Genomic DNA, 20,117 nt, shown 5'->3' with positions numbered 1-20,117 from the left:
GAGCAATGAGTAATAAAAATTATGCCATTTAAATTTGTGATAATTTAAACTTATATGTAGTCATAACTTTTACAAGTTCTTCACATTCTGTTTTTAAATGTAAAATTTTTTCCGGACTTACATATTCTAATTCTTCAATAATTTCAAGCCAAAGTTGAGTTTCATCAATTTCTTCGACGACTATGCACATTTTTGCAAATTTTTCTTTCTCCGATCTTGCTCTGGATACAGCTCTGTAATTGGCTGCCACAGAAGTTGCAGATCTGATAATTTGTTTTCTTATTATTGAAATATCATCCGAAAAAGGTAATGAAGAAAGCGTTCTAATGATAGTAATAGAAAAGCTTTTGGTTCTTTCCCTGAAAATTTGGTTAAAATCTATCCTATCAAAATTACTCATTACTTATTGCTCATTACTTATATTTATTTTTCCACCCTTACTGAGTCCGGAACCATCAGCTCATATTCGCCGCCGTGGGTAATGATTTCCCTTACAATGCTGCTGCTGATGAAAGATTTTCCAGAAGAAGTCAATAAGAATACGGTTTCCAGTTTTTTGTGAGCTAATGTTCTGTTGGTATGAGCAATTGCTTTTTCAAATTCAAAATCGGCAGGGTTTCTCAGTCCTCTGATAATGTACTGAGCATTTTTCTCAAAACAGTAATCCACTGTTAAGCCTTCAAATGAGTCTACTTCCACGTTGGGAAACTCTGCTACAGAATTCTGGATAAATTCCATTCTTTTCTCCAGAGGGAACATATATTTTTTCTGAGAATTCTGGCCGATAGCGATGATTAATTTATCAAATAGCGGTGCCGCTCTTTCTATAATGTCGTAATGTCCTAGTGTAATCGGGTCAAAAGACCCTGGGAAAACAGCAATTTTCATGTTGTACGAGTTATAATTTTGAATCGTGAATTATCTGTTATAAGCTGTAAGTGTATTTTGCTTCTAACCTCTAATTTCTAACTTCTATTTTATTTATTAAGTGCTTTTTCAACTTCATTTCCGCAAAGATCCATGATGGAAATTCCATAATGTTTTGCCTGCTGAGGAAGGATACTTGCAGGAGAGAATCCCGGGTTGGTATTCATTTCAAGCATATAAGGAATCCCGTTCATCAGAATAAATTCACTTCTTGAAAAACCGCTCATCCCTAATGAATTGTATGCTCTTTTAGCAATTTCTTCCACTCTCTTTGTGGTTTCTTCGTCAATTCTTGCCGGTGTAATTTCTTCAGAGGCTCCTTCGTATTTTGCTTCATAATCGAAAAACTCATTAGTAGGAACAATTTCTGTAATTCCTAATACAATAGTTTCTCCTTTAAAATCAATAACGCCAACAGAAACTTCCATACCATCAAGGAAGCTTTCAATCAGGATTTCATTATCTTCTTTGAATGCAATTTCAGTAGCCGCAATCAGTTCTGATTTTTCTTTTACTTTGGAAATTCCCAGCGAAGATCCGGACTGATTAGGTTTTACAAACAGAGGAAGATTGAGTTCTGATACAATCTCATCCACATTGATGTCTTCCCCTTTTCTTAAATAAATACTTTTTGCAGAAGGAATTCCATATTTAGATAACACGGCAAGAGTATCTTTTTTATTGAAAGTAAGAGCACTCTGGTAAAAATCACAACCTGTATATTTTTGACCAATGGCATCCCAGTATGCCTGAAGAATTCCATTTTCCCCCGGAGTTCCGTGGATAATATTGAAACAAACATCAAATTTTAAGACTTCTCCATTATCTAAAGTCACAGAAAAATCTCCTCTGTTGATGGCATATTTTTTATCATTTTCTCCTAAAAAATACCATTCATCTTTAAGGACTACTACTTTATATACGTCATAGAGATTTCTGTCCAGAGAATCATAAATCAATTGTCCGCTTTTTAAAGAAACAACATATTCATCAGAATAGCCTCCCATTACTACGGCAACACTTTTTTTATTCATAACCATATAGTATCAATTAAGGCAAATTTAATCATTTTATGCAATGCAATATGGGAAATCGGCAAATTTTAAAATCGAAAATGAATTGTGTTAAATAAAAAGTCCATTCTAAAATTATTAGCTATATTTGCGGTTATAATTAAAGTATTTTTAAGTATGCTTAAATCACTTTTCAATTGGAAAGTTTTACTGAATTTAGTAGTAGCCATCGGTGTTTTCGTGGGGCTTGTATGGCTTACATTTCGCTGGTTGGAATACCATACTAATCACGGTCAGGAAATTCCTGTTCCCAATATTGTAAATAAATCGGTACATGATGCCGTTAAAATATTAGATGATACTGGACTGGAATATGAAGTAGACAGTGCCAATTACGACCCGAAGTACAGACCATTCCAGGTGTTGCAGGTGTATCCTGCACCAGGTTCCCGTGTGAAAGACGGAAGAACGGTAACGCTTAAAGTAAATCCGAGAACATGGGCTCCTATTGCAGTGCCGAATGTTATCAATAAATATTCAGGACTGGCATTCCAGAGATTGGATCAGGTAGGTCTTAAAATCGGTGATACCATTTATGAGCCGAGTATTCAGAAGGATGCTCTTTTAAGAATATTATATAAAGGAAATGCTGTAAACCCGGGAACTCGTTTACCAAGATTCTCTACGATTGATGTAGTGGTAGGATCCGGGCCCATGAGAAATATTTCTATTCCTAATGTAGTAGGACTTACGGTAAAAGAAGCGAGAGCTGTTATTGCCAAAAGTATGTTTGAAGTAGGATTGGTAGAACATGAAGATGGAAGTAAAGATGAGTCTGATATTATCTATTATCAGGATCCTGCTTCCGGAGATGTTCGTGATCAGGGAATGCAGATCGACCTTTGGGCGAGTAAGAAAACTCCGGCAGAATTAAGAGCTAAAGTAGAACAGTTGAATTCTATCTACCGTATGAAAGTAGATACTTCACTTCCTCCGGTTCGATATGAAGAAGTGCACAGTGAGCCAAGTTATGATGCTCCCGTAGTGCCTGCTCCTGCGCCTAAAAGAGAAACTCCAAAGCCGGAAGTTCCGAAAACTGAAACTCCTAAAACTCAGACTACAGCGGCTAAACCAGTTGCTACCACTGTTGAAAAACCTAAAACGTCTGCAGGGAACGGTACTCATGCTACAGGAAGTACAGCCAAACCTGCTGCCACAACACAACAGCCTGCACAAAAGCCAAAAGCTAAGAAGGTTGTCGTAGAATAAAATCAGATTAATATCAAAAATACAGGCTTCAACTGCAAAATGTTGAGGCCTTTTGTGTAAAAAATATAAAACAATGTCAGAAGATAACGACGATTTTTTAGATGAAGAATTATTAGATTCCAACAGTATTGAAAACATCGATATTGATGAGGAAAATAAAGGATTGTATGAACATCTTAATATCACTGTTGACAGCAAGCAGGAACCGTTAAGAATTGATAAGTTCCTGTTAATATACCGACAGAATTCTTCAAGGAATAAAATTTCACAGACCTGCAGAGCCGGAAATGTCATCGTGAACGGAACTGCGGTAAAGCAGAACTATCGTGTAAAACCAGGAGATCAGATTTCTGTACTGCTTACGCATCCTCCGAGAGAGAATGTCATTATCCCTCAGGATATCCCTGTGAATATCGTTTATGAAGATGATGACCTCGTTGTTGTGGATAAAGAACCAGGAATGGTGGTACATCCGGGATTTGGTAACTGGGACGGAACATTGGTGAACGCACTGGCTTTCCACTTTGAAAAGAATGGTGAGAAATCCGATCTTGATAGAGTAGGGCTTGTTCACAGAATTGATAAAGATACATCAGGTCTATTGGTGATTGCTAAGAATGAATATGCATTAAGCTTCCTGGCAAAACAATTCTTTAACCGAACTACGAAAAGGCTGTATTGGGCTTTTGTGTGGGGAAATATGCAGGATGAAGAGGGTACAATCAGAGGTCATATCGGAAGACATCCTAAAAACAGAATGCAGATGTCTGTTTATGAAGACGGCAGCCACGGGAAACATGCAGTGACTCATTATAAGGTGTTGGAAAGGTTTAAATACATGACATGGGTAGAGTGTAAACTGGAGACGGGAAGAACACACCAGATCAGAGCGCATTTCAGGCATATAGGGCATACTTTGTTTAATGATGAAAGGTATGAGGGACATACTCCTTTAAGAGGGGTAAATCTTCCCAAATACAAGCAATTTATTAAAAATGTTTTTGAAATTTTGCCAAGACATGCTCTTCATGCACATACCCTCGGATTTATACACCCAACTACAAAAAAGGAATTATATTTTGAGAGCCCAATGCCCAAAGATATGGCGGATGCTGTAAAAAAATGGAGAAATTATTTGGAAAACTAAAAATATATTGAGATTTTTTTTATATTTGTTGAATTGAAATCAAGATTTGTTATGAGAAAACTATATGCTATCGTATGTTTAGCTCTTTTGTCAAATGCATACAAAGCACAAGAATCACTACCATACTATCAGCAATATCTTTTGGATGGTGAGTTCCTGTTCAACCCAGCTCAATACGGAAAAACAGATTACGTACAGCTCAACGCCAATTATCAACAACAATTTTCAAAATTCAGTAATTCTCCGAATGTTCAGTCAATCGGGATGAATGCGAATATCTTTGATAGAGTGGGTGCTGGTATTTCCGTGTTCAGAGACAGTAATGGACCGATCTCTGCTGGTGGTATCACGGCTGGTGCTTCATATTTTATTCCGCTAAGTAGTGAAGGAGACAGAAAAGACCAGTTCTCTTTCGGTACAAGTGTTAACTTCTATAACATGAATTTTGATTATTCAAAAATTAATACTGAAGAAGGTGGTGACCCATTATTGAGAGGTGAAGAAAGTAACATCTTTATGGTGTATGCAAACTTTGGTTTGGCTGCTACCTACAGAGGTTTATTCGGGGGTGTTTCCGTAAATGATATCGCATTAAGTAATGATGCTTCTATCGTAAACAACTACGAACCTTCTCCAATTAAATTCTTCTTAAACTTAGGATATAACTGGAACATTGCTGATAACATTACATTAGCACCGTCAGCATTGATCAACCTTAATACCAACTCAACGAGAATGATCGACTGGAATTTGATGGCAACATTCTCTAATGATATTAACGCATTCTCTTTCGGGGTAAGCTACAGAACGGTTCAGAACAGATTTGACAATCAGAACCTGAGTATCTCTCCCATTGTAAAAGTAAGATTCAACAAATTCATGATTGGAGCTACTTATAACCTTGGATTATCTGATATCCAGAGCTATGGTGGAAACAGCTTCATGATTGGTCTGGGTTATAACTTCGACAACTTCATTAATGCTAGAGGATTTAGATACTAATTAATTTAATATAAATAAATTTGAGCTCTGAAATTTTTCAGAGCTTTTTTTATGATATATATTCACATTCCGTTCTGTAAACAAAAATGCAGTTATTGTAATTTTCATTTTTCAACATCCCTGAATTTCAAGGATGAAATGCTTCGTGCCATGAAAACTGAAATAGCACTGAGAAAGGATGAGCTGCAGAACAGAACCCTGAAGTCCCTGTATTTTGGAGGAGGAACTCCCTCTATTCTTTCTGTAGATGAAATCAGTTCTTTAATAGATGAAGTATTACGTTATTTCAGTTTTGAAAAGGATATTGAGGTCACTCTGGAAGCCAATCCCGATGATTTAGATAAAAACTTTTTAAAACAACTTTCCGGAACCCCTGTGAACAGACTTTCCATTGGTACCCAAAGTTTTTTTGAAGAAGATTTAAAGTTAATGAACAGGGCTCACTCTGCTTCCGAGGCAGAAAGTTCCATTAAAAGAGCACAGGATTTTGGTTTTGAAAACCTGAGTATTGACTTGATTTATGGTTCGCCTACTTCCAATCTTGAGATCTGGAAAGAAAATCTGAATAAAACCATAGCTCTTGAAGTTCCTCACATTTCGTCCTATGCATTAACGGTAGAGCCTAAAACAGCTCTGGAAAACTGGATTTCAAAAGGGAAAATAAAAAGTCCTAAAGAAGAGGAGCAAAATAAAGAATTCTATTACCTGTCTGATTTTTTAAAAGACAATGGTTTTGAGCATTATGAAGTATCCAATTTTGCCAAACCCGGTTTCTACTCGCGTCATAATTCTGCCTATTGGAAATATCAGGAATACCTTGGAATAGGACCTTCGGCACATTCTTATAACGGATTTGATATCAGAAGCTGGAATGTAGCCAATAATCAGCAGTACATTAAAAAACTGAATGATAAATTGCTGGCCAAAGAGGAAGAGATTCTTTCTCAGGAAGATCAGTTTAATGAAATGATTATGATTGGTCTGCGCACCATCTGGGGAGTAGATCTTGAAAGCCTGAAGAATAAATTCTCAGATAGAATGCTGGAGCACTTCCAGGCAGAAATTAAGTCCAAAATTGAAGACGGTATTTTAATCATTGAAAATAGTCATTTAAAAATTCCTGAAAAACATTGGTTTATGGCAGACGGAATTGCATCCGATTTGTTTATTGTATAATGTTTGTATATATACAGACATGCCATAAAATTCACTATTTTTGTATAAAATTTCATTTCATTTGAAAACGAAGAAACAAGATTATTCACATCTTTCACCAAGCCAGCCTATCGGAATTTTCGACAGCGGAGTGGGAGGTCTTACCGTTGCCAAAGAAATCAAAAGACTTCTGCCTAACGAAGATTTGATTTACTTTGGAGATACAAAGCACCTTCCTTACGGAGAAAAATCTAAGGAAGCCATTATTGAATATTCTACAAAGATCACCAATTTTCTGTTGGAGCAGAACTGTAAAGCTATTGTGATTGCCTGTAATACAGCAACGGCTAATGCTTTAAATGAAGTTATGCAGTCTGTTGCGGGAAAAGTTCCTGTAATTGACGTTATTAATCCTGTGGCAGAAAAAGTATCTTATGAAATCCATAATAATGTAGGGGTTATTGCGACCAAAGCTACTGTGAATTCAGGATTATATAAAAAGAGTATCCGAAAGCATAATAAATGGATCAAAGTGGATGAATTGGCAACACCATTGCTGGTTCCTGCTATTGAAGAAGGATTTAAAAACCATCCGATTACCCATGCTATTATTTATAATTATTTAAGTAACAGCAAACTAAAAAATATTGAAACACTGATTCTGGGATGTACTCATTATCCTCTTTTAATTGATGAGATCAAGCAGTATTATGGAAATCGGGTTCGTGTCATTGACTCTCCGAATATTGTAGCCAATCATCTGAAGATTATTCTGGATAAATACAATCTTTTGAATGATAACAATCCCAAACCGAATTATCACTTCTATCTTTCAGACCTTACCAAAAATTTTGAAAAGATCTCTAAGAAGTTCTTCGGAAAAACAATTGATTTAGAATTAAAAGTATTATAAACAAAAAAGTCTGCCTCGTATGGAAGCAGACTTTTTTATTTGTTACATGTTGTCATTACAAAATCATGTTTTTAAGGGACAAAGATTTATTTTCGATAATGCTTTATGCTTCATTTAATTCCCACTGATTTCACAAATCCCACAGATGATAACGCTTTTAGAAGTAAAGGGTAACTAAAAATCTGTGTCCTCTGTGAAATTCGTGGGAAATAATATTGAATTTTATTCGTATTTCTTGTGAAAAAGATCATGAAAATCATGCTTCCACAATTACTTTTTCAGCATTCAGTCTTTTCTTCGGATTAAATTTAGGCTGATTGGCATCTGCATCATCTTTCTGCCCGATGGCAACTGCAAATAATGTCTCATACTTTTCATTCTTAAGAATTGCATCATAGCCTTCAGGTTCAATACCTTCCATTGGAGTAGAATCTATTCCCATGGTTGCACAGGCAGATAAAAGCACTCCCAATGATAAATAAACCTGGTGTCCAAGCCATGATTTTATGGCATCTTCTCCCTTAGGTTTTACCATGGTTCGGTAATAGTTGACAGACCCTTCCGGAAGATTTTCTTCAATTTGCTTTTCAAAGTTTTCTATGTTTTTGATTACCTGAAAAACAATGATGTGGCTGCTGTCCAATACTTTTTCTTTATTAAAGTAAGAGTTATCACCCAATTGTTTTTTCAGTTCCGGATCATTTACAAAAATAAAATTCCATGGCTGGCTGTTAATGGATGAAGGACTCAGATTCAGAATCTCTTTAAGTTCTTCAATCTGTTCTTCACTGAGTTTTCCTTGAGGGTTATACTTTTTTACCGTATACCTGTTTTTCATTTGGTCTAAAAAGTTCATAATTTTATACTATCATTTTTATAGTTACAAAATTAATTTAAGTTTATTAACTTTGCAATAACGGTAAAAAAGGATAGTATAAAAATGTATACAATAGATGATAAAGCGTACCCATGCTGTACCAGCGTTACCATGAGGTTTATTGGTGGAAAATGGAAGGCTGTGATTTTATTTCACCTGATAGATGGTGCGAAAAGATATAATGAACTGAGAAAAATAATCCCTACCATTACGGAAAGAACACTCAGTCTTCAGCTAAAACAGCTGGAGGAAGATGATATTATTAACAGAAAAGTATTTACAGCAAAACCTCCACTCATGGTGGAATATACCTTAACGGAATTTGGAAAAACCCTTCTTCCCGTATTGGAAGCGATTACAGATTGGGGGAAAACAGCTCCGGAAAGATCAAAAAAAATAATCAGGAATTAAAGTTCCTGATTATCTTCTTTATTCGGTTCAAAAAAACTGAAACTCACGTTTCCGTATTTTCGTGTATCTATTAGGTTGGGATGTTCCAGCTTCATGCGGCTTTGGTGCTCTACAATAAGAACTCCGTTTTCTTTCAGGTATTTATTGTTTAAAACCAGAGAAATCAATTCATAATATTTCTTCTCTTCCATTTCGAAAGGAGCATCAGAGAAAACAATCTCAAATGACTTATTATTTCTGAATTTTTTAAGCCAGTCGAAGACATCTCCTCGCTGTACATTGATCTGAAGAGCCATGTCAAGCTCAGAAGCTGTAGAATTGATAAATGCAGTGTGCTTCGGATTCATTTCTACAGAAGTTACACTCTGGCATCCTCTGGAAGCGAATTCAAAGGTGATAGAGCCAATTCCAGCAAAAAGATCAAGTACTGAAATCGACTGCATGTCATATTTATTTTCCAGAATACTGAATAAAGCCTCTTTCGCAAAATCGGTGGTAGGCCTTACATCAAAGTTTTTAGGAGCTGCAATTTTTTTGGCTTTCCATTTGCCTGATATTATTCTGAACATATTTTTGTTAGGGTTTAGGTAATAGATTATAGGTGGCAGGTGACTATTTTGGGAGGCTAATCCTCATTACCTGCAGCCTGGAACCTAATTAAGTATAAAATTTTTATTGGGAATATTGTCAAAAACAATTTTCAGGTTTTTAACAAATTTCTGGAGCTCTGAAATAAATGTTTCATTCTCCGTAGTCTCTCCATAAGCATAAAAGCTGGTTTCATTAATTCCGAAACCTATTTTGCTTAATGTAAACATAATGAAGTAAAGAAAATCTACCTCTGAATTGACATCCAGGTTATTATAAAGAATGATTTTTTTATTGTCAATCGCAAAAAATTCACATTGATTGTGATAGAGATTGATGTGAATTTCCTTACCTGTTTTATTATTAACTGAACTTAGAAACTTTTCACCGGAGAAATTAAAATGAGCCGGTATTGCCAGTTCTTTTATTTTTTTATAATAATTTTTCGGGAAAGTATAATAAAACTGAATGTTGAATTTTTTGTTGATAGAAAGCATCAGCTCTTCCTTTTCTCTGTCAGTAGGAGCATTAAAGGCAATCAGATCAAATCCTGCATCATGTTCAGAAAAACCTTCCGGCATCAGGGTAAAATGATTAAATGCTGAAATCACATGGATTTCCTCATAGCGCTGCTTAATAAGAACTTCGTCCAGCTTTTGCTCAATAAGATTGGCTGGTGTCTCTTCAGTAACGAAATAAGACTTTTCCTCCAGAATGTTTTTGTTTTTAACAATCTGGCAGATCAATCCGTCTTTGGTAAAAAGTAAATTAAGTACGTTCATATTTCAATTCCTGCAAATTTAGTGAAATTCTACCATTACCGCACCCGATTGATGGTGAAGTATTTCCTTATTATAAAAATCAATATTAACCTGGCTTTCCAACACATCCCGAACCATCCTCTGCAACGTCCCGTCACCAATGCCATGAACAATCTCCAGTCTTTTCAGGTTGTTCTTTCTGCAAAACTCAATCACTTCAATCAGTTTTTCCTTTTGTATAAAGAGTCTTTCAAAGCTGTCATAGTCATTGGGATTCTTTACCAAATTATGAAAATGCAGGTCTAAAACCAAATGATTTTTCTGATGTTTTTTGGAAATTACTTTTTTAGGTTCTGGTTTTCTCACAACCCTGATGTTTTCATACAGATCAGCATCTTTAGGAACCAGTTTTTCTTTAGGATATTGATGGGTAAAGCCATATTCATCTTTAAAAACGGCAATATTTCCCTTCACGGAAGTAATTACTCCGCTTAAATCTTCATCTACTACCGAAACCTTATCGCCGATCTTCATATTTTTTTAAGACTTATCTGAACCCATTATGGGTGCAAAGGTAAAAAGTAAAAGGTATAGAAAACAAACACCTTTACTCTCCAACCCTCAAATTCCCCAACTCAGACGCATTCTCACTCATCAAACTCTTGGTCCCAGTTCTATAACTTCCAGATCTTTGATTTCTTCACCATCCACTACAAAGCGCATCATTGTTCTTACTTTATGCCAGCCTTGTTTTCCACAGGCACCGGGATTCAGATGGAGCAGACTGTTTTTCTCATCATACATTGCTTTCAAAATATGTGAATGCCCTGAAATAAATAATTTCGGAGCTTTTTCTGCAATTTCTTTCTTCGTAATTGGAGTGTATTTTCCGGGATAACCTCCGATATGGATCATCAAAACTTCCAGTTTTTCACAAAAAAATCGGTTCACTTCCGGAAACTCAGCCTGGATTTTAGCATCATCAATGTTTCCGTAAACACCTTTCAGAGGTTTTATTTTTTCCAGCTGTTCTATGACATCCAGACTTCCAAAATCACCACAATGCCATACTTCATCGGCCTGAGAAGCATATTCCAGAATTCTGTCATCAATATAAGAATGAGAGTCGGAAAGGAGAAGGACTTTGGTCATTATCTAATGGTTCTTTCAGTAATATTTTCGTTGTATTTATCTTTGAATACCGCTACACGATCAGGGTTTAGCTCTCCGTCATGATTGATTACTCTTTCTTTTAATAACCATCTTACCAGTTTTTCCATTCCTTTTTTGGAATTCATAAAATTGGAGATTTTACCCAAATCAGTAGACTCTACTTTTGTTTTTTCTGTGAGAAAATTCAGGATAAAATAATCATCATTTACATACCTTGGCGTTTCATTATCCATATATCGGTAAAGAAGAATCTCCTCATCGTTTTTCATGGAGAAAAATGAATATTGGGCTATATTGATCTTTTCTGCTTTCAGGATTTGTTTCCCATCCACTAAAACTTTATCATCTTTAATGGTTACATCTTGGGAAAAATATAAATTACAGCTTATCATCAAGAAGAAAGCGAATAACCTGTTTACTGCCATTTTACTATTTTTTAAGATTGCAAATATAAAGAAGCTTTAATAAAACGGATCAGAGATCTTAATCCGTAATATTTTTTGTTCTGCGGATAGAATCCAGTTTCTTTTCAATATCCGCACTGAAAACCTTTTTTAGTTTCAACCCGTTTTCTGTAAGCTTTGAAATAACAAAAGTTCCGGTCATATTCGTATTGGACGGAAATATAATAGTGACTGCGGAATCTGAAGCTTTTTTCCAGCTTCCTATATAACGGTCGGGCTTTTCATTTTTAGTCACAGGTTCTTCCAAAGTATCATATCTTAATGTAGATTTAATCAGGTTTCCTGTGATTTTCCCATTTTTTTGAAATCTGATTCCTTCTCTTCTTGCTTCAAAACCATCCTGTTTTTCATAGGTATAGATATAGGTGTCCATTTTATTTAGATTCCAGGTTTGTAAAAGCAAAGGATTGGATGTTCTGTCCTGAGCTTTCAGGCCACTGATAATGAAAAGAGAAAAAATACAGATACAAATAGGCTTTTTCATGAATACAACTGATTTATCGTAAAGTTTTAGCAATGCTGAAATTAGCATCCCTTAATAATTAGTAAATTTGGGAAAATTAAAATAAACAATGAAACAGAAACTTTCTTTTTTCATTTTTCTTTTGACCGTAGGATTGGCCAATGCGCAGGTTGAAGAAAAAAAACTGGATGAACTGATCCAAAATACCCTGAAAACCTTTGATGTACCGGGAATGTCCGTTGGAATTGTAAAAGATGGGAAAATGATTTATTCCAAAGGGTTTGGAGTACGTTCTCTTACGACCAAACAGCCTATGGATGATAATACATTGGTGGGGATTGCTTCCAATTCTAAAGGTTTCACATGTACAGCGTTAGCAATTTTAGCAGATGAAGGAAAACTGAACTGGGATGATAAAGTTTCAAAATATATTCCTGAGTTTCAAATGTACGATCCTTACGTTTCTCAAAATGTAACAATTAAAGATCTTATCACGCACAGAGCCGGATTAGGGCTAGGACAGGGAGATCTTATGTTTTTTCCGGAAGGGGGAAATTTATCCGTGAATGATATTGTTCATAATGTGAGATACCTGAAACCGGAGAATCCTTTCAGAACGAAATTAGACTATAACAACATCATGTTTATTATTGCCGGAGAAGTAATCCACAGAGTTTCAGGATTAAGCTGGGCAGAATTTATTGAGCAAAGAATTATGAAACCTGTAGGAATGACTTCAAGTTTTGGGAGCTACAACAGAGCAAAAGCTACGGTCAACAAAATTGATGCACATGCTCCTGTAGACGGAAAAGCAATTGCTGTTCCTCACGATTGGAATGAGACAGCCAATGCTGCCGGAGGAATTATGAGTAATGTTAAAGATATGACAGCCTGGGCTGAATGTCTGTTAAATAACTTTACGACTAAAGATGGAAAAAAACTGGTTTCGGATAAGAATGTTCAACAGCTTTGGAGCCTGCAGATTCCAGACAGAGTAGCTGCAAAAAATCCATATGATACAAGTTTCTACGGATATGGTTTAGGATGGTTTCTGAGTGATGTTAAAGGACACAAGCAGGTACAGCATACAGGAGGATTAATCGGAACTGTTACTCAGTTTACCTTAATTCCGGATATGAAGCTGGGAATCGTAGTATTGACAAATCAACAGTCAGGAGCGGCTTTCAATACGATTACCAATACGGTGAAAGATTCTTACCTTGGGGTAGCAGACAGAAACTGGCTAAAAACATACGGCGACAGAATGTCTAAAATGGAGGCTGAATTCAACAAACAGAAAAAAGATGCCTTTGCAAAATCTGAAGCCTTTAAAAAAGAAAAATCACTTCAGCCAAAAGCAGAACAGTTTACAGGAACATACAATGATGCCTGGTTTGGTGATGTGGAAATTGCACAACAGGGAAATACCTACAGAATCTCATGCAAAAACTCTCCAAGATTAAAAGGCGAGTTACTTCCTTATTCCAACAATTCTTTCATTATCAAATGGGATGACAGAAGCTATGATGCAGATGCTTATATTATTTTCAATTATGATGAAAACGGAAGGGCAGAATCTGCAAGATTGAAAGCAATCTCTGATGTAACGGATTTCAGTTTTGATTTTGATGATCTGGATTTGAAGAGAAAATAGAAAATAAAATCGCAAAAGATATTCAATAGAAACGGGCTTTAGCCCGTTTTTTTGTTGCCTTTCAAAGAAATTTTTGATTCATAGTAGTTTTTCTTCTGTTTCTGGCATGAGAAAAGAAGGATTAATAGGGGTACATAAAAAAATAAAGAGGTGAAGTTATATTTTCCCTGGCTCATAAAAGAAGAGAAGTTTCTTTTTAGCACCATCAAATTCGGACCATGATTCACAGTCTACTTCAAAGCCTGCAACTCCGCAAGTGGGGAAATGGAAAATATCCTCAGAAATAGAATTGGCAAAATTGGAAATTCCATTATTGTGAGAAAAGAAAGCAACCGAATTCAGGTTGTCATCCAGGTCATAAATTACAGATTCAAAACTTCTTTCCGAAGGATTATATAATTTTTCATCAGTGGAACAGTTCAGCTGATATGCCTGATTAAAAATTTTACAGGTATTCAGCGCACGCACCGCAGGGCTGGACACAAAATGATCAATGGAAATATTATTGTTTTTCAGGAATCTGGACATGTGCATAGCATCCTCCAAACCTTTGTCTGCCAAAGGTCTGTCAAAGTCCTCCGTTTCCTCAGGCCAATCGCTTTTTGCATGTCTTACGAGGATGAGTTTCTTCATATAATTGTTTTTTGGAAGATTAAAATTATAAAAAAAATAATGGAATAAAACATGATTTATATAAAAAAACTGCGTTATGAATAAAATCAGTAAATTTTACTAAATTTGCAGACTTATGGGACAAATCCTTGCAATAGACTACGGAAAAGCTCGTTGTGGTATCGCTGCAACCGATGATATGCAGATTATAGCCAGTGGGCTGGACACTGTAGAGAACCGTTCTTTAATGGAGTTTTTGAAAAAATATTTCAGCGAAAATAAGGTAGATGACGTAGTAATTGGGCTTCCCATAGATTTGAAAGGAAATGTTTCAGAGGTGGAAACCGATATTTTAAAATTCATTGAAGAATTTAAAAAAGAATTTTCGGATATTGCAGTTTACCGTTTTGATGAAAGATTTACTTCCAAAATGGCTTCATTCTTTATTTCTCAAAGCGGAAAAAATAAGAAAAAGAGGCAGGAAAAAGGATTAATAGATAAAGTAAGTGCAACAATCATATTGCAGAATTTTTTAGAACAAAGATTAAGATGATATTACCGATAAGAGCTTTTGGGGATCCTGTTTTGAGAAAAGTGGGAAAAGATATAGACAAAAATTATCCCGAATTACAGGAATTGATAGATAACATGTTCGAAACCATGTACAGCGCAAATGGCATAGGTCTTGCAGCGCCACAGATTGGTTTGGATATCCGTCTGTTTGTAATAGATGTGACGCCTCTTGCAGAAGATGAGGATTATGAAGATATTAAAGATGAATTGGCAGACTTCAAAAAGGTATTTATTAATGCTCAAATTCTTGAAGAATCTGGCGAAGAATGGAAGTTTAATGAAGGTTGTCTTTCTATCCCGGATGTAAGAGAAGACGTGAAAAGAAAGGGCACAATCGTTATTGAATATTATGACGAAAATTTTGTGAAACATACAGAAACTTTTTCCGATATTAGAGCCCGCGTAATTCAGCATGAATATGACCACATTGAAGGAGTTCTATTTACTGACCATCTAAGTGCTCTGAAGAAGAAACTGGTAAAAGGTAAGCTGACTAAAATCTCTCAGGGTGATGTAAACATCGGTTACAAAATGAGATTTCCAAAGTAATTTAAATAAGGATTAAAAGAAATAATAAAAAGCAAAAAGCTAGTGCTGATTGCAGAATTTACAAAAAATAAAATTATGCTGTTAGAAAAAATAATTTCAATTTCTGGAAAACCAGGACTTTTCAAATTAGTTTCTCAATTAAGAAACGGATTCATCATTGAAGATGTTACCAACAAGAAAAAAGTAAGCATTGGAAACTCAAGCCAAGTAAGTTTATTGGACAATATTGCCATGTTTACATTTGAGAAAGAAGTTCCTTTGTTTGAAGTATTTGAAAATATTGCTAAAAACAACGACTATAAGCCAACAATCTCTCACAAATCTTCTGATGCAGATTTGAAAGATTTTATGCTTGAATCTCTTCCTAACTATGATACAGAAAGAGTATATTCTTCTGATATCAAAAAACTGGCTCAGTGGTACAACATCCTTCATAAAGCAGGATACATCACTCCGGAAAGCTTTGTAAAAGCAGAGCCTGAAACTTTAGAAGGAGAACCGGCTGAAGAAGTAAGCATTGAAAAAGACGCTAAAAAAGCAGCTCCAAAAGCAGAAAAACCAGCGGCTCCAAAAGTAAAAGCTACTTCAGCAGCAAAATCAGCTCCGAAGAGTACACACAGAAAACAAGGATAATTCATTTGAATTAAAAATACAAAGCCTTGTCTGGGATATCCGGACAAGGCTTTTTGCTTTTATTAGGTAGCAGGAAGCAGATGTTAGGAAGCAGGTATTAGTGAAATTTTCTGCAGAGTTCAATCTTCGTCTTTATCTTTAAACCTTAAACCTTGAACCTTGAACCTCACTAACTCCGTATCTCGTATCCTATTTAACCATAAACGTCCAAATTTTCACTTCAAACCTCTACCGAAGACCCAAAATATCCCTTACATTTGTATAAGATTGAATTTCCCATTACTTATGAATACGAAACAGGAGAAACTAGAGGCCTTCGGAAGATTACTGGATATTATGGATGATTTGCGTGAAAAATGTCCATGGGATCAGAAGCAGACATTACAGTCGCTTCGCCATCTTACCCTTGAAGAAACCTATGAGCTTTCAGATGCCATTTTACAGGATGATTTACAGGAAATAAAAAAAGAACTGGGTGATGTTTTGCTTCACTTGGTTTTTTATGCTAAAATAGGTTCGGAAAAAGAGAGTTTTGATATTGCAGATGTTATCAACTCCCTTAATGAAAAGCTGATCTTCCGTCATCCTCATATTTATGGAGATGTTGAGGTGAAAGATGAAGAAGAAGTGAAACAGAACTGGGAAAAATTAAAATTAAAAGAAGGAAACAAATCTATTTTGGGTGGAGTACCCAAAAGCCTTCCGAGTCTGGTTAAAGCCTACAGAATTCAGGATAAGGTGAAAGGTATCGGTTTTGAGTTTCATGATGCAGAAGATGCATGGAAGAAAGTAGATGAGGAGATCCAGGAGTTTCATGCTGAGACTGATCTGGATAAAAAAGAACAGGAACTTGGCGACGTATTTTTCTCCCTGATCAATTATGCCAGAATTTCAGGAATCAATCCGGATTCTGCGCTGGAGAGAACTAATCTTAAGTTTATTTCAAGATTTCAAAAGATGGAAGGGCTTGCTGAAGCGCAGGATTTAAAATTGGCAGATATGTCTCTGGAAGAAATGGATGTGCTTTGGGAAAAAGCCAAAAAACTTTCATAATTTCTGATTGGAACAATTAATGCTTCTTACATTCAATTAAAAAATAAAAATATACCTATGTTACGTTTTCTTATTTTACCTGCTTTGCTTTTATTGAGCTGCAATCCGAAAGCTCAGAATTCTCCTGCTAATGAAGATGAATTAAAAGTTCAGTTTTTCTTACCCAAAAAGTTGAAGGAAGTTTCCGGAATTACTTTGTCAAAAGATAAGAAAACGATCTGGGTGATAGAAGACAGAGGAAATAAAAATGCAATATACGGGCTGAGTGACAAAGGTGATATGCTGGCAAAGATCCCTGTGGAAAGTGCTGAAAATACAGACTGGGAAGACATCATATCAGATACTCAGGGAAATATTTATATTGGGGATTTTGGTAATAATGATAATAACAGACAGGATCTTGCTATCTTAAAAACAGATTTGAAAGACAGCAGACAAATTACCACCAAGGTTGTTCAGACTACGAAATTCCATTATCAGGGACAGACGGAATTTCCTCCGAAAAAATCAAATCTTTTGTATGATTGTGAGGCTTTTGTAGAAATGGATGGTAACTTCTACTTATTCACCAAAAACAGAAGCAAAGGTTTTGACGGAACTTTCCTTGTATTCCAGGTGCCTAATAAAGAAGGGGATTTTGAAGCGAAGTTAATAGGAAAGTTAAAGCTTGATGGAGGATATAACGATGCTGCTATTACTTCTGCTACCATCAATAGTGCCAAAGATAAAATTGTATTGCTTACCCATAAAAATGTACATGTTCTTACAGGATTCACGGCCAACGATTTCAGTGCTGCAAAAATTCAGAAAGTCCCGTTGAATCATAATTCCCAGAAGGAAGCCCTTGTTTTCTTTGATGATAAAACATTAATGATTGCAGATGAGAAAGGGAAGAATGAAGGTGGAAATGTGTATACTTTTTCTTTAAACTAATTTTTATATTTTTATAAAAACTAAATAACCAACCATGAAAAAATTACTTTACCTTTCACTTGCATTAAGTCTGTTTTCATGCGGCAGTAGCTATGATAGTACAGATGATACTCCGTCTTCAATTGAAGATGTGGAAAAAGCTTATGTATATTGTGCAGATGGGATTGGAACAGGACCTTTACCTGAAGAATATTATGAATTTACTTACGAAAACGGAAATTTGACAAAAGTTAAAGGGAGGTTCTATCCAGTTTTTGTACAATTTTTTGACAGGTTTTTTCCTGAACCAATTACTAAATTAATTTATAGTGGTAATATTGTGACAGTAAGGGAGTTGGAGCTAGGGGGTATTCCGGGATATGATGAATATCGTTATACGATGAATAATAACAGGCCTGTAAAACAAGAAAGTTATCATGTGAAAAATGCAACTGGACGTTCTTCTGTATCTGATACCAAAACTTACACTTATGAGCAGGATAAATTAAAAAATGTTCATTGGGAATTAGCTGGATCCGGAGACTATGAATATATTACAACATATTATTACGATAACAATAATAACCTTACTAAGTCTGAATTCTTAGAAAGAATAAAAGGGGTAGATAATAAGATGACGACTTCTATATATTCAGATTTTGATACGGCTTCAAATCCATTTAAAAAACTTTTTCTGATCAATGATACTTTTTTTGAAAAAAGTTTATCCGTTAATAATTTCAGGAAAAAAGAAACTACTGTTGTAAACTTAGTTCTTAATATTCCTCCAAAAATATCAACAAAAACATGGAACTATAAATATGATGTCAACGGACAAGTACTATTATACTTCCCAGTACCATAAATGAATAAATAAAACCCCACAGAGAAATCAGTGGGGTTTTGAATATATGAATGTATTGAAGTGATTGACTTTTTATGGACTATGGAGTAAGATAAGAAATGTGAATATTACCACTCGATAAACGGAAGTCCTGCGTATAACGGCAGCGTATTCTGAAGGTTTCTCCCATATTAAAAAAATTAATGGATGAAAGATTATGATTCAATCCTGTGGTACGTTCTCCGTGTCCGGTGGATATTCCTGCAAGTGTTGTAAGGGTAGGCGATACTTTTTGGATATATGAATTGGCTGTTCCTGCCGTTTGTCCTGATGGATTTAAATTGAGATCATAGGTGGCATAAGGAACAATATTATAAAATCCCGGTTTTACAACTGTGAAAAGACCTGTTGTTGAATTATAAGTTAAATAAGCCGTATCAATTTTATTACTCACATTGAAAATATAGGTTTGTGAATAATTTTCATGCGTACTGACCGGAGTAGAATGGGTACCTGTATAACTTCCGCTTGCGGGACTGATATCTGTTTTGTTTCCAACATACACTACCTTGAGAAAGTTTTCTGATTCAATGGTTTTCCATACCGGAGTATTTCCGGCTCCGTTTGACATTAAGAATTCACCTCTGTTTCCGGAATTTCCTTTTGTTCTGTCATCTCCGCCTACATTCAGATCTTTAACTACCTGAAGCGAGCCGTTGACGTGTAATGTATTTTGAGGTGTTGGAGTTTTAATCCCTATCTGTGCATTTAAGTGAATGAACATGACAAATAATGCCATATACAATAGCTTCTTTTTCATCATTTGTTGATTTTTTAATTGGCACAAATATAAAATGTTTTTAAAATGTCTATTTTTTAAAGAATTGATAAACATATTGGACTATGTGTAAGTTTGACTTATATAGCTGAAAATATGGCCTTTATTTAAAAGCCATATTTATGTTATCAGTAAAAAATGTGAGTTGAAAATTTTAAATATTAAATTTCATTAAAATTGATATTTTTTGAAGATTCAATTTGTAAGTAGTTTAATATACTGTTAAACAGTATCTTGTGTTGTATTGGGATTTCAATGTTAATAGCAAACACAGAGTTTATTTCGT

Annotated in this window: 25 protein-coding genes; 13 read left to right on the top strand and 12 right to left on the bottom strand. The window is 35.3% G+C overall.

Annotated elements, in window-relative coordinates:
- Positions 1–28: 28 nt before the first annotated feature.
- The 3 genes from ACWPWS_RS13745 to ACWPWS_RS13735 form a co-directional block, all read right to left on the bottom strand.
- Entirely contained in the window at positions 29–400 is a 372-nt protein-coding gene (locus tag ACWPWS_RS13745; RefSeq protein WP_185126837.1) for a four helix bundle protein, read from the bottom strand.
- A gap of 23 nt (positions 401–423) precedes the next feature.
- Entirely contained in the window at positions 424–888 is a 465-nt protein-coding gene (gene coaD / locus ACWPWS_RS13740; protein WP_076356137.1) for a pantetheine-phosphate adenylyltransferase, read from the bottom strand.
- 89 nt (positions 889–977) lie between these two features.
- A complete protein-coding gene (locus tag ACWPWS_RS13735; RefSeq protein ID WP_454046857.1) occupies positions 978–1,961 on the bottom strand; it encodes a D-alanine--D-alanine ligase in 984 nt (327 codons plus the stop codon).
- A gap of 156 nt (positions 1,962–2,117) precedes the next feature.
- Here ACWPWS_RS13735 and ACWPWS_RS13730 point away from each other — a divergent pair, with 156 nt between their 5' ends.
- From ACWPWS_RS13730 to murI, 5 genes are all read left to right on the top strand, one after another.
- On the top strand, positions 2,118–3,209 hold the full coding sequence (locus tag ACWPWS_RS13730) for a PASTA domain-containing protein (protein ID WP_454046856.1): 1,092 nt from the start codon (positions 2,118–2,120) through the stop codon (positions 3,207–3,209).
- A 73-nt stretch (positions 3,210–3,282) separates the two neighbouring features.
- The gene (locus tag ACWPWS_RS13725; protein ID WP_209785998.1) at positions 3,283–4,356 is read left to right on the top strand and encodes an RluA family pseudouridine synthase; all 1,074 of its coding nucleotides are present in this window, start codon (positions 3,283–3,285) and stop codon (positions 4,354–4,356) included.
- A 51-nt stretch (positions 4,357–4,407) separates the two neighbouring features.
- Complete coding sequence (locus ACWPWS_RS13720; protein WP_105684369.1) at positions 4,408–5,358, top strand: PorP/SprF family type IX secretion system membrane protein; 951 nt, start codon at positions 4,408–4,410, stop codon at positions 5,356–5,358.
- 51 nt (positions 5,359–5,409) lie between these two features.
- Positions 5,410–6,534 (top strand): radical SAM family heme chaperone HemW, encoded by a 1,125-nt coding sequence (gene hemW / locus ACWPWS_RS13715; RefSeq protein ID WP_454046855.1) that lies wholly within the window; start codon positions 5,410–5,412, stop codon positions 6,532–6,534.
- 61 nt (positions 6,535–6,595) lie between these two features.
- On the top strand, positions 6,596–7,426 hold the full coding sequence (gene murI / locus ACWPWS_RS13710) for a glutamate racemase (RefSeq protein WP_079240419.1): 831 nt from the start codon (positions 6,596–6,598) through the stop codon (positions 7,424–7,426).
- 256 nt (positions 7,427–7,682) lie between these two features.
- Here the strand turns inward: murI and ACWPWS_RS13705 are convergent, their stop codons facing one another.
- Positions 7,683–8,282: a nitroreductase family protein gene (locus ACWPWS_RS13705; RefSeq protein ID WP_454046854.1), complete on the bottom strand. Its 600-nt coding sequence runs from the start codon at positions 8,280–8,282 to the stop codon at positions 7,683–7,685.
- An 84-nt stretch (positions 8,283–8,366) separates the two neighbouring features.
- On the opposite strand from ACWPWS_RS13705, the gene ACWPWS_RS13700 reads away from it, so the two are divergent.
- On the top strand, positions 8,367–8,714 hold the full coding sequence (locus tag ACWPWS_RS13700) for a winged helix-turn-helix transcriptional regulator (RefSeq protein ID WP_454046853.1): 348 nt from the start codon (positions 8,367–8,369) through the stop codon (positions 8,712–8,714).
- On the opposite strand, the gene rsmD is transcribed toward ACWPWS_RS13700, so the two are convergent.
- The 6 genes from rsmD to ACWPWS_RS13670 all read right to left on the bottom strand — a co-directional run bounded on the left by rsmD (position 8,711) and on the right by ACWPWS_RS13670 (position 12,184).
- On the bottom strand, positions 8,711–9,283 hold the full coding sequence (gene rsmD, locus ACWPWS_RS13695; protein ID WP_454046852.1) for a 16S rRNA (guanine(966)-N(2))-methyltransferase RsmD: 573 nt from the start codon (positions 9,281–9,283) through the stop codon (positions 8,711–8,713). The two genes, ACWPWS_RS13700 and rsmD, sit on opposite strands and share 4 nt — an antisense overlap.
- 84 nt (positions 9,284–9,367) lie before the next feature.
- Positions 9,368–10,084 (bottom strand): DUF3822 family protein, encoded by a 717-nt coding sequence (locus ACWPWS_RS13690; protein ID WP_105684364.1) that lies wholly within the window; start codon positions 10,082–10,084, stop codon positions 9,368–9,370.
- 18 nt (positions 10,085–10,102) lie between these two features.
- Complete coding sequence (locus ACWPWS_RS13685) at positions 10,103–10,597, bottom strand: Smr/MutS family protein (protein WP_105684363.1); 495 nt, start codon at positions 10,595–10,597, stop codon at positions 10,103–10,105.
- Between the two features lie 120 nt (positions 10,598–10,717).
- On the bottom strand, positions 10,718–11,215 hold the full coding sequence (locus tag ACWPWS_RS13680) for a metallophosphoesterase family protein (protein ID WP_309513143.1): 498 nt from the start codon (positions 11,213–11,215) through the stop codon (positions 10,718–10,720).
- Entirely contained in the window at positions 11,215–11,661 is a 447-nt protein-coding gene (locus ACWPWS_RS13675) for a hypothetical protein (RefSeq protein ID WP_454046851.1), read from the bottom strand. Before ACWPWS_RS13675 ends, ACWPWS_RS13680 begins: the two co-directional genes overlap by 1 nt.
- A gap of 58 nt (positions 11,662–11,719) precedes the next feature.
- Complete coding sequence (locus ACWPWS_RS13670) at positions 11,720–12,184, bottom strand: hypothetical protein (RefSeq protein ID WP_454046850.1); 465 nt, start codon at positions 12,182–12,184, stop codon at positions 11,720–11,722.
- An 88-nt stretch (positions 12,185–12,272) separates the two neighbouring features.
- On the opposite strand from ACWPWS_RS13670, the gene ACWPWS_RS13665 reads away from it, so the two are divergent.
- Complete coding sequence (locus tag ACWPWS_RS13665) at positions 12,273–13,817, top strand: serine hydrolase (RefSeq protein ID WP_454046849.1); 1,545 nt, start codon at positions 12,273–12,275, stop codon at positions 13,815–13,817.
- Positions 13,818–13,973: 156 nt separating this feature from the next.
- Here the strand turns inward: ACWPWS_RS13665 and ACWPWS_RS13660 are convergent, their stop codons facing one another.
- Entirely contained in the window at positions 13,974–14,450 is a 477-nt protein-coding gene (locus tag ACWPWS_RS13660) for a SixA phosphatase family protein (protein WP_062675602.1), read from the bottom strand.
- Between the two features lie 115 nt (positions 14,451–14,565).
- Here ACWPWS_RS13660 and ruvX point away from each other — a divergent pair, with 115 nt between their 5' ends.
- From ruvX to ACWPWS_RS13630, 6 genes are all read left to right on the top strand, one after another.
- Positions 14,566–14,982 carry a Holliday junction resolvase RuvX gene (ruvX, locus tag ACWPWS_RS13655; protein WP_454046848.1) on the top strand — a complete coding sequence of 139 codons (417 nt, stop codon included), beginning with the start codon at positions 14,566–14,568 and terminating at the stop codon, positions 14,980–14,982.
- A complete protein-coding gene (gene def, locus ACWPWS_RS13650; RefSeq protein ID WP_105684357.1) occupies positions 14,979–15,551 on the top strand; it encodes a peptide deformylase in 573 nt (190 codons plus the stop codon). The genes ruvX and def overlap by 4 nt, the downstream gene beginning before the upstream one ends.
- A 75-nt stretch (positions 15,552–15,626) precedes the next feature.
- Positions 15,627–16,184 carry a DUF5606 family protein gene (locus ACWPWS_RS13645; protein ID WP_209785988.1) on the top strand — a complete coding sequence of 186 codons (558 nt, stop codon included), beginning with the start codon at positions 15,627–15,629 and terminating at the stop codon, positions 16,182–16,184.
- A gap of 285 nt (positions 16,185–16,469) precedes the next feature.
- Positions 16,470–17,237, top strand: a complete 768-nt coding sequence (mazG, locus tag ACWPWS_RS13640; RefSeq protein ID WP_454046847.1) for a nucleoside triphosphate pyrophosphohydrolase — start codon at positions 16,470–16,472, stop codon at positions 17,235–17,237.
- A 57-nt stretch (positions 17,238–17,294) separates the two neighbouring features.
- On the top strand, positions 17,295–18,170 hold the full coding sequence (locus ACWPWS_RS13635; RefSeq protein WP_454046846.1) for an SdiA-regulated domain-containing protein: 876 nt from the start codon (positions 17,295–17,297) through the stop codon (positions 18,168–18,170).
- Positions 18,171–18,204: 34 nt separating this feature from the next.
- On the top strand, positions 18,205–19,014 hold the full coding sequence (locus tag ACWPWS_RS13630; RefSeq protein WP_454046845.1) for a hypothetical protein: 810 nt from the start codon (positions 18,205–18,207) through the stop codon (positions 19,012–19,014).
- A gap of 79 nt (positions 19,015–19,093) precedes the next feature.
- On the opposite strand, the gene ACWPWS_RS13625 is transcribed toward ACWPWS_RS13630, so the two are convergent.
- Positions 19,094–19,816, bottom strand: a complete 723-nt coding sequence (locus ACWPWS_RS13625) for a hypothetical protein (RefSeq protein WP_454046844.1) — start codon at positions 19,814–19,816, stop codon at positions 19,094–19,096.
- Between the last annotated feature and the right edge of the window lie 301 nt (positions 19,817–20,117).

The organism is Chryseobacterium sp. Marseille-Q8038 (assembly GCF_965111995.1).
The sequence above is the reverse complement of the archived record's forward strand: the minus strand, read 5'-3'. Positions and strand labels throughout refer to the sequence as shown.

What these genes read in the sequence shown, in the direction of transcription:
- ACWPWS_RS13745 (WP_185126837.1), bottom strand. Translation starts at nt 400, where the DNA reads ATGAGTAATTTTGATAGGATAGATTTTAACCAAATTTTCAGGGAAAGA.
- coaD (WP_076356137.1), bottom strand. Translation starts at nt 888, where the DNA reads ATGAAAATTGCTGTTTTCCCAGGGTCTTTTGACCCGATTACACTAGGA.
- ACWPWS_RS13735 (WP_454046857.1), bottom strand. Translation starts at nt 1,961, where the DNA reads ATGAATAAAAAAAGTGTTGCCGTAGTAATGGGAGGCTATTCTGATGAA.
- ACWPWS_RS13730 (WP_454046856.1), top strand. Translation starts at nt 2,118, where the DNA reads ATGCTTAAATCACTTTTCAATTGGAAAGTTTTACTGAATTTAGTAGTA.
- ACWPWS_RS13725 (WP_209785998.1), top strand. Translation starts at nt 3,283, where the DNA reads ATGTCAGAAGATAACGACGATTTTTTAGATGAAGAATTATTAGATTCC.
- ACWPWS_RS13720 (WP_105684369.1), top strand. Translation starts at nt 4,408, where the DNA reads ATGAGAAAACTATATGCTATCGTATGTTTAGCTCTTTTGTCAAATGCA.
- hemW (WP_454046855.1), top strand. Translation starts at nt 5,410, where the DNA reads ATGATATATATTCACATTCCGTTCTGTAAACAAAAATGCAGTTATTGT.
- ACWPWS_RS13705 (WP_454046854.1), bottom strand. Translation starts at nt 8,282, where the DNA reads ATGAACTTTTTAGACCAAATGAAAAACAGGTATACGGTAAAAAAGTAT.
- ACWPWS_RS13700 (WP_454046853.1), top strand. Translation starts at nt 8,367, where the DNA reads ATGTATACAATAGATGATAAAGCGTACCCATGCTGTACCAGCGTTACC.
- rsmD (WP_454046852.1), bottom strand. Translation starts at nt 9,283, where the DNA reads ATGTTCAGAATAATATCAGGCAAATGGAAAGCCAAAAAAATTGCAGCT.
- ACWPWS_RS13690 (WP_105684364.1), bottom strand. Translation starts at nt 10,084, where the DNA reads ATGAACGTACTTAATTTACTTTTTACCAAAGACGGATTGATCTGCCAG.
- ACWPWS_RS13685 (WP_105684363.1), bottom strand. Translation starts at nt 10,597, where the DNA reads ATGAAGATCGGCGATAAGGTTTCGGTAGTAGATGAAGATTTAAGCGGA.
- ACWPWS_RS13680 (WP_309513143.1), bottom strand. Translation starts at nt 11,215, where the DNA reads ATGACCAAAGTCCTTCTCCTTTCCGACTCTCATTCTTATATTGATGAC.
- ACWPWS_RS13675 (WP_454046851.1), bottom strand. Translation starts at nt 11,661, where the DNA reads ATGGCAGTAAACAGGTTATTCGCTTTCTTCTTGATGATAAGCTGTAAT.
- ACWPWS_RS13670 (WP_454046850.1), bottom strand. Translation starts at nt 12,184, where the DNA reads ATGAAAAAGCCTATTTGTATCTGTATTTTTTCTCTTTTCATTATCAGT.
- ACWPWS_RS13665 (WP_454046849.1), top strand. Translation starts at nt 12,273, where the DNA reads ATGAAACAGAAACTTTCTTTTTTCATTTTTCTTTTGACCGTAGGATTG.
- ACWPWS_RS13660 (WP_062675602.1), bottom strand. Translation starts at nt 14,450, where the DNA reads ATGAAGAAACTCATCCTCGTAAGACATGCAAAAAGCGATTGGCCTGAG.
- ruvX (WP_454046848.1), top strand. Translation starts at nt 14,566, where the DNA reads ATGGGACAAATCCTTGCAATAGACTACGGAAAAGCTCGTTGTGGTATC.
- def (WP_105684357.1), top strand. Translation starts at nt 14,979, where the DNA reads ATGATATTACCGATAAGAGCTTTTGGGGATCCTGTTTTGAGAAAAGTG.
- ACWPWS_RS13645 (WP_209785988.1), top strand. Translation starts at nt 15,627, where the DNA reads ATGCTGTTAGAAAAAATAATTTCAATTTCTGGAAAACCAGGACTTTTC.
- mazG (WP_454046847.1), top strand. Translation starts at nt 16,470, where the DNA reads ATGAATACGAAACAGGAGAAACTAGAGGCCTTCGGAAGATTACTGGAT.
- ACWPWS_RS13635 (WP_454046846.1), top strand. Translation starts at nt 17,295, where the DNA reads ATGTTACGTTTTCTTATTTTACCTGCTTTGCTTTTATTGAGCTGCAAT.
- ACWPWS_RS13630 (WP_454046845.1), top strand. Translation starts at nt 18,205, where the DNA reads ATGAAAAAATTACTTTACCTTTCACTTGCATTAAGTCTGTTTTCATGC.
- ACWPWS_RS13625 (WP_454046844.1), bottom strand. Translation starts at nt 19,816, where the DNA reads ATGATGAAAAAGAAGCTATTGTATATGGCATTATTTGTCATGTTCATT.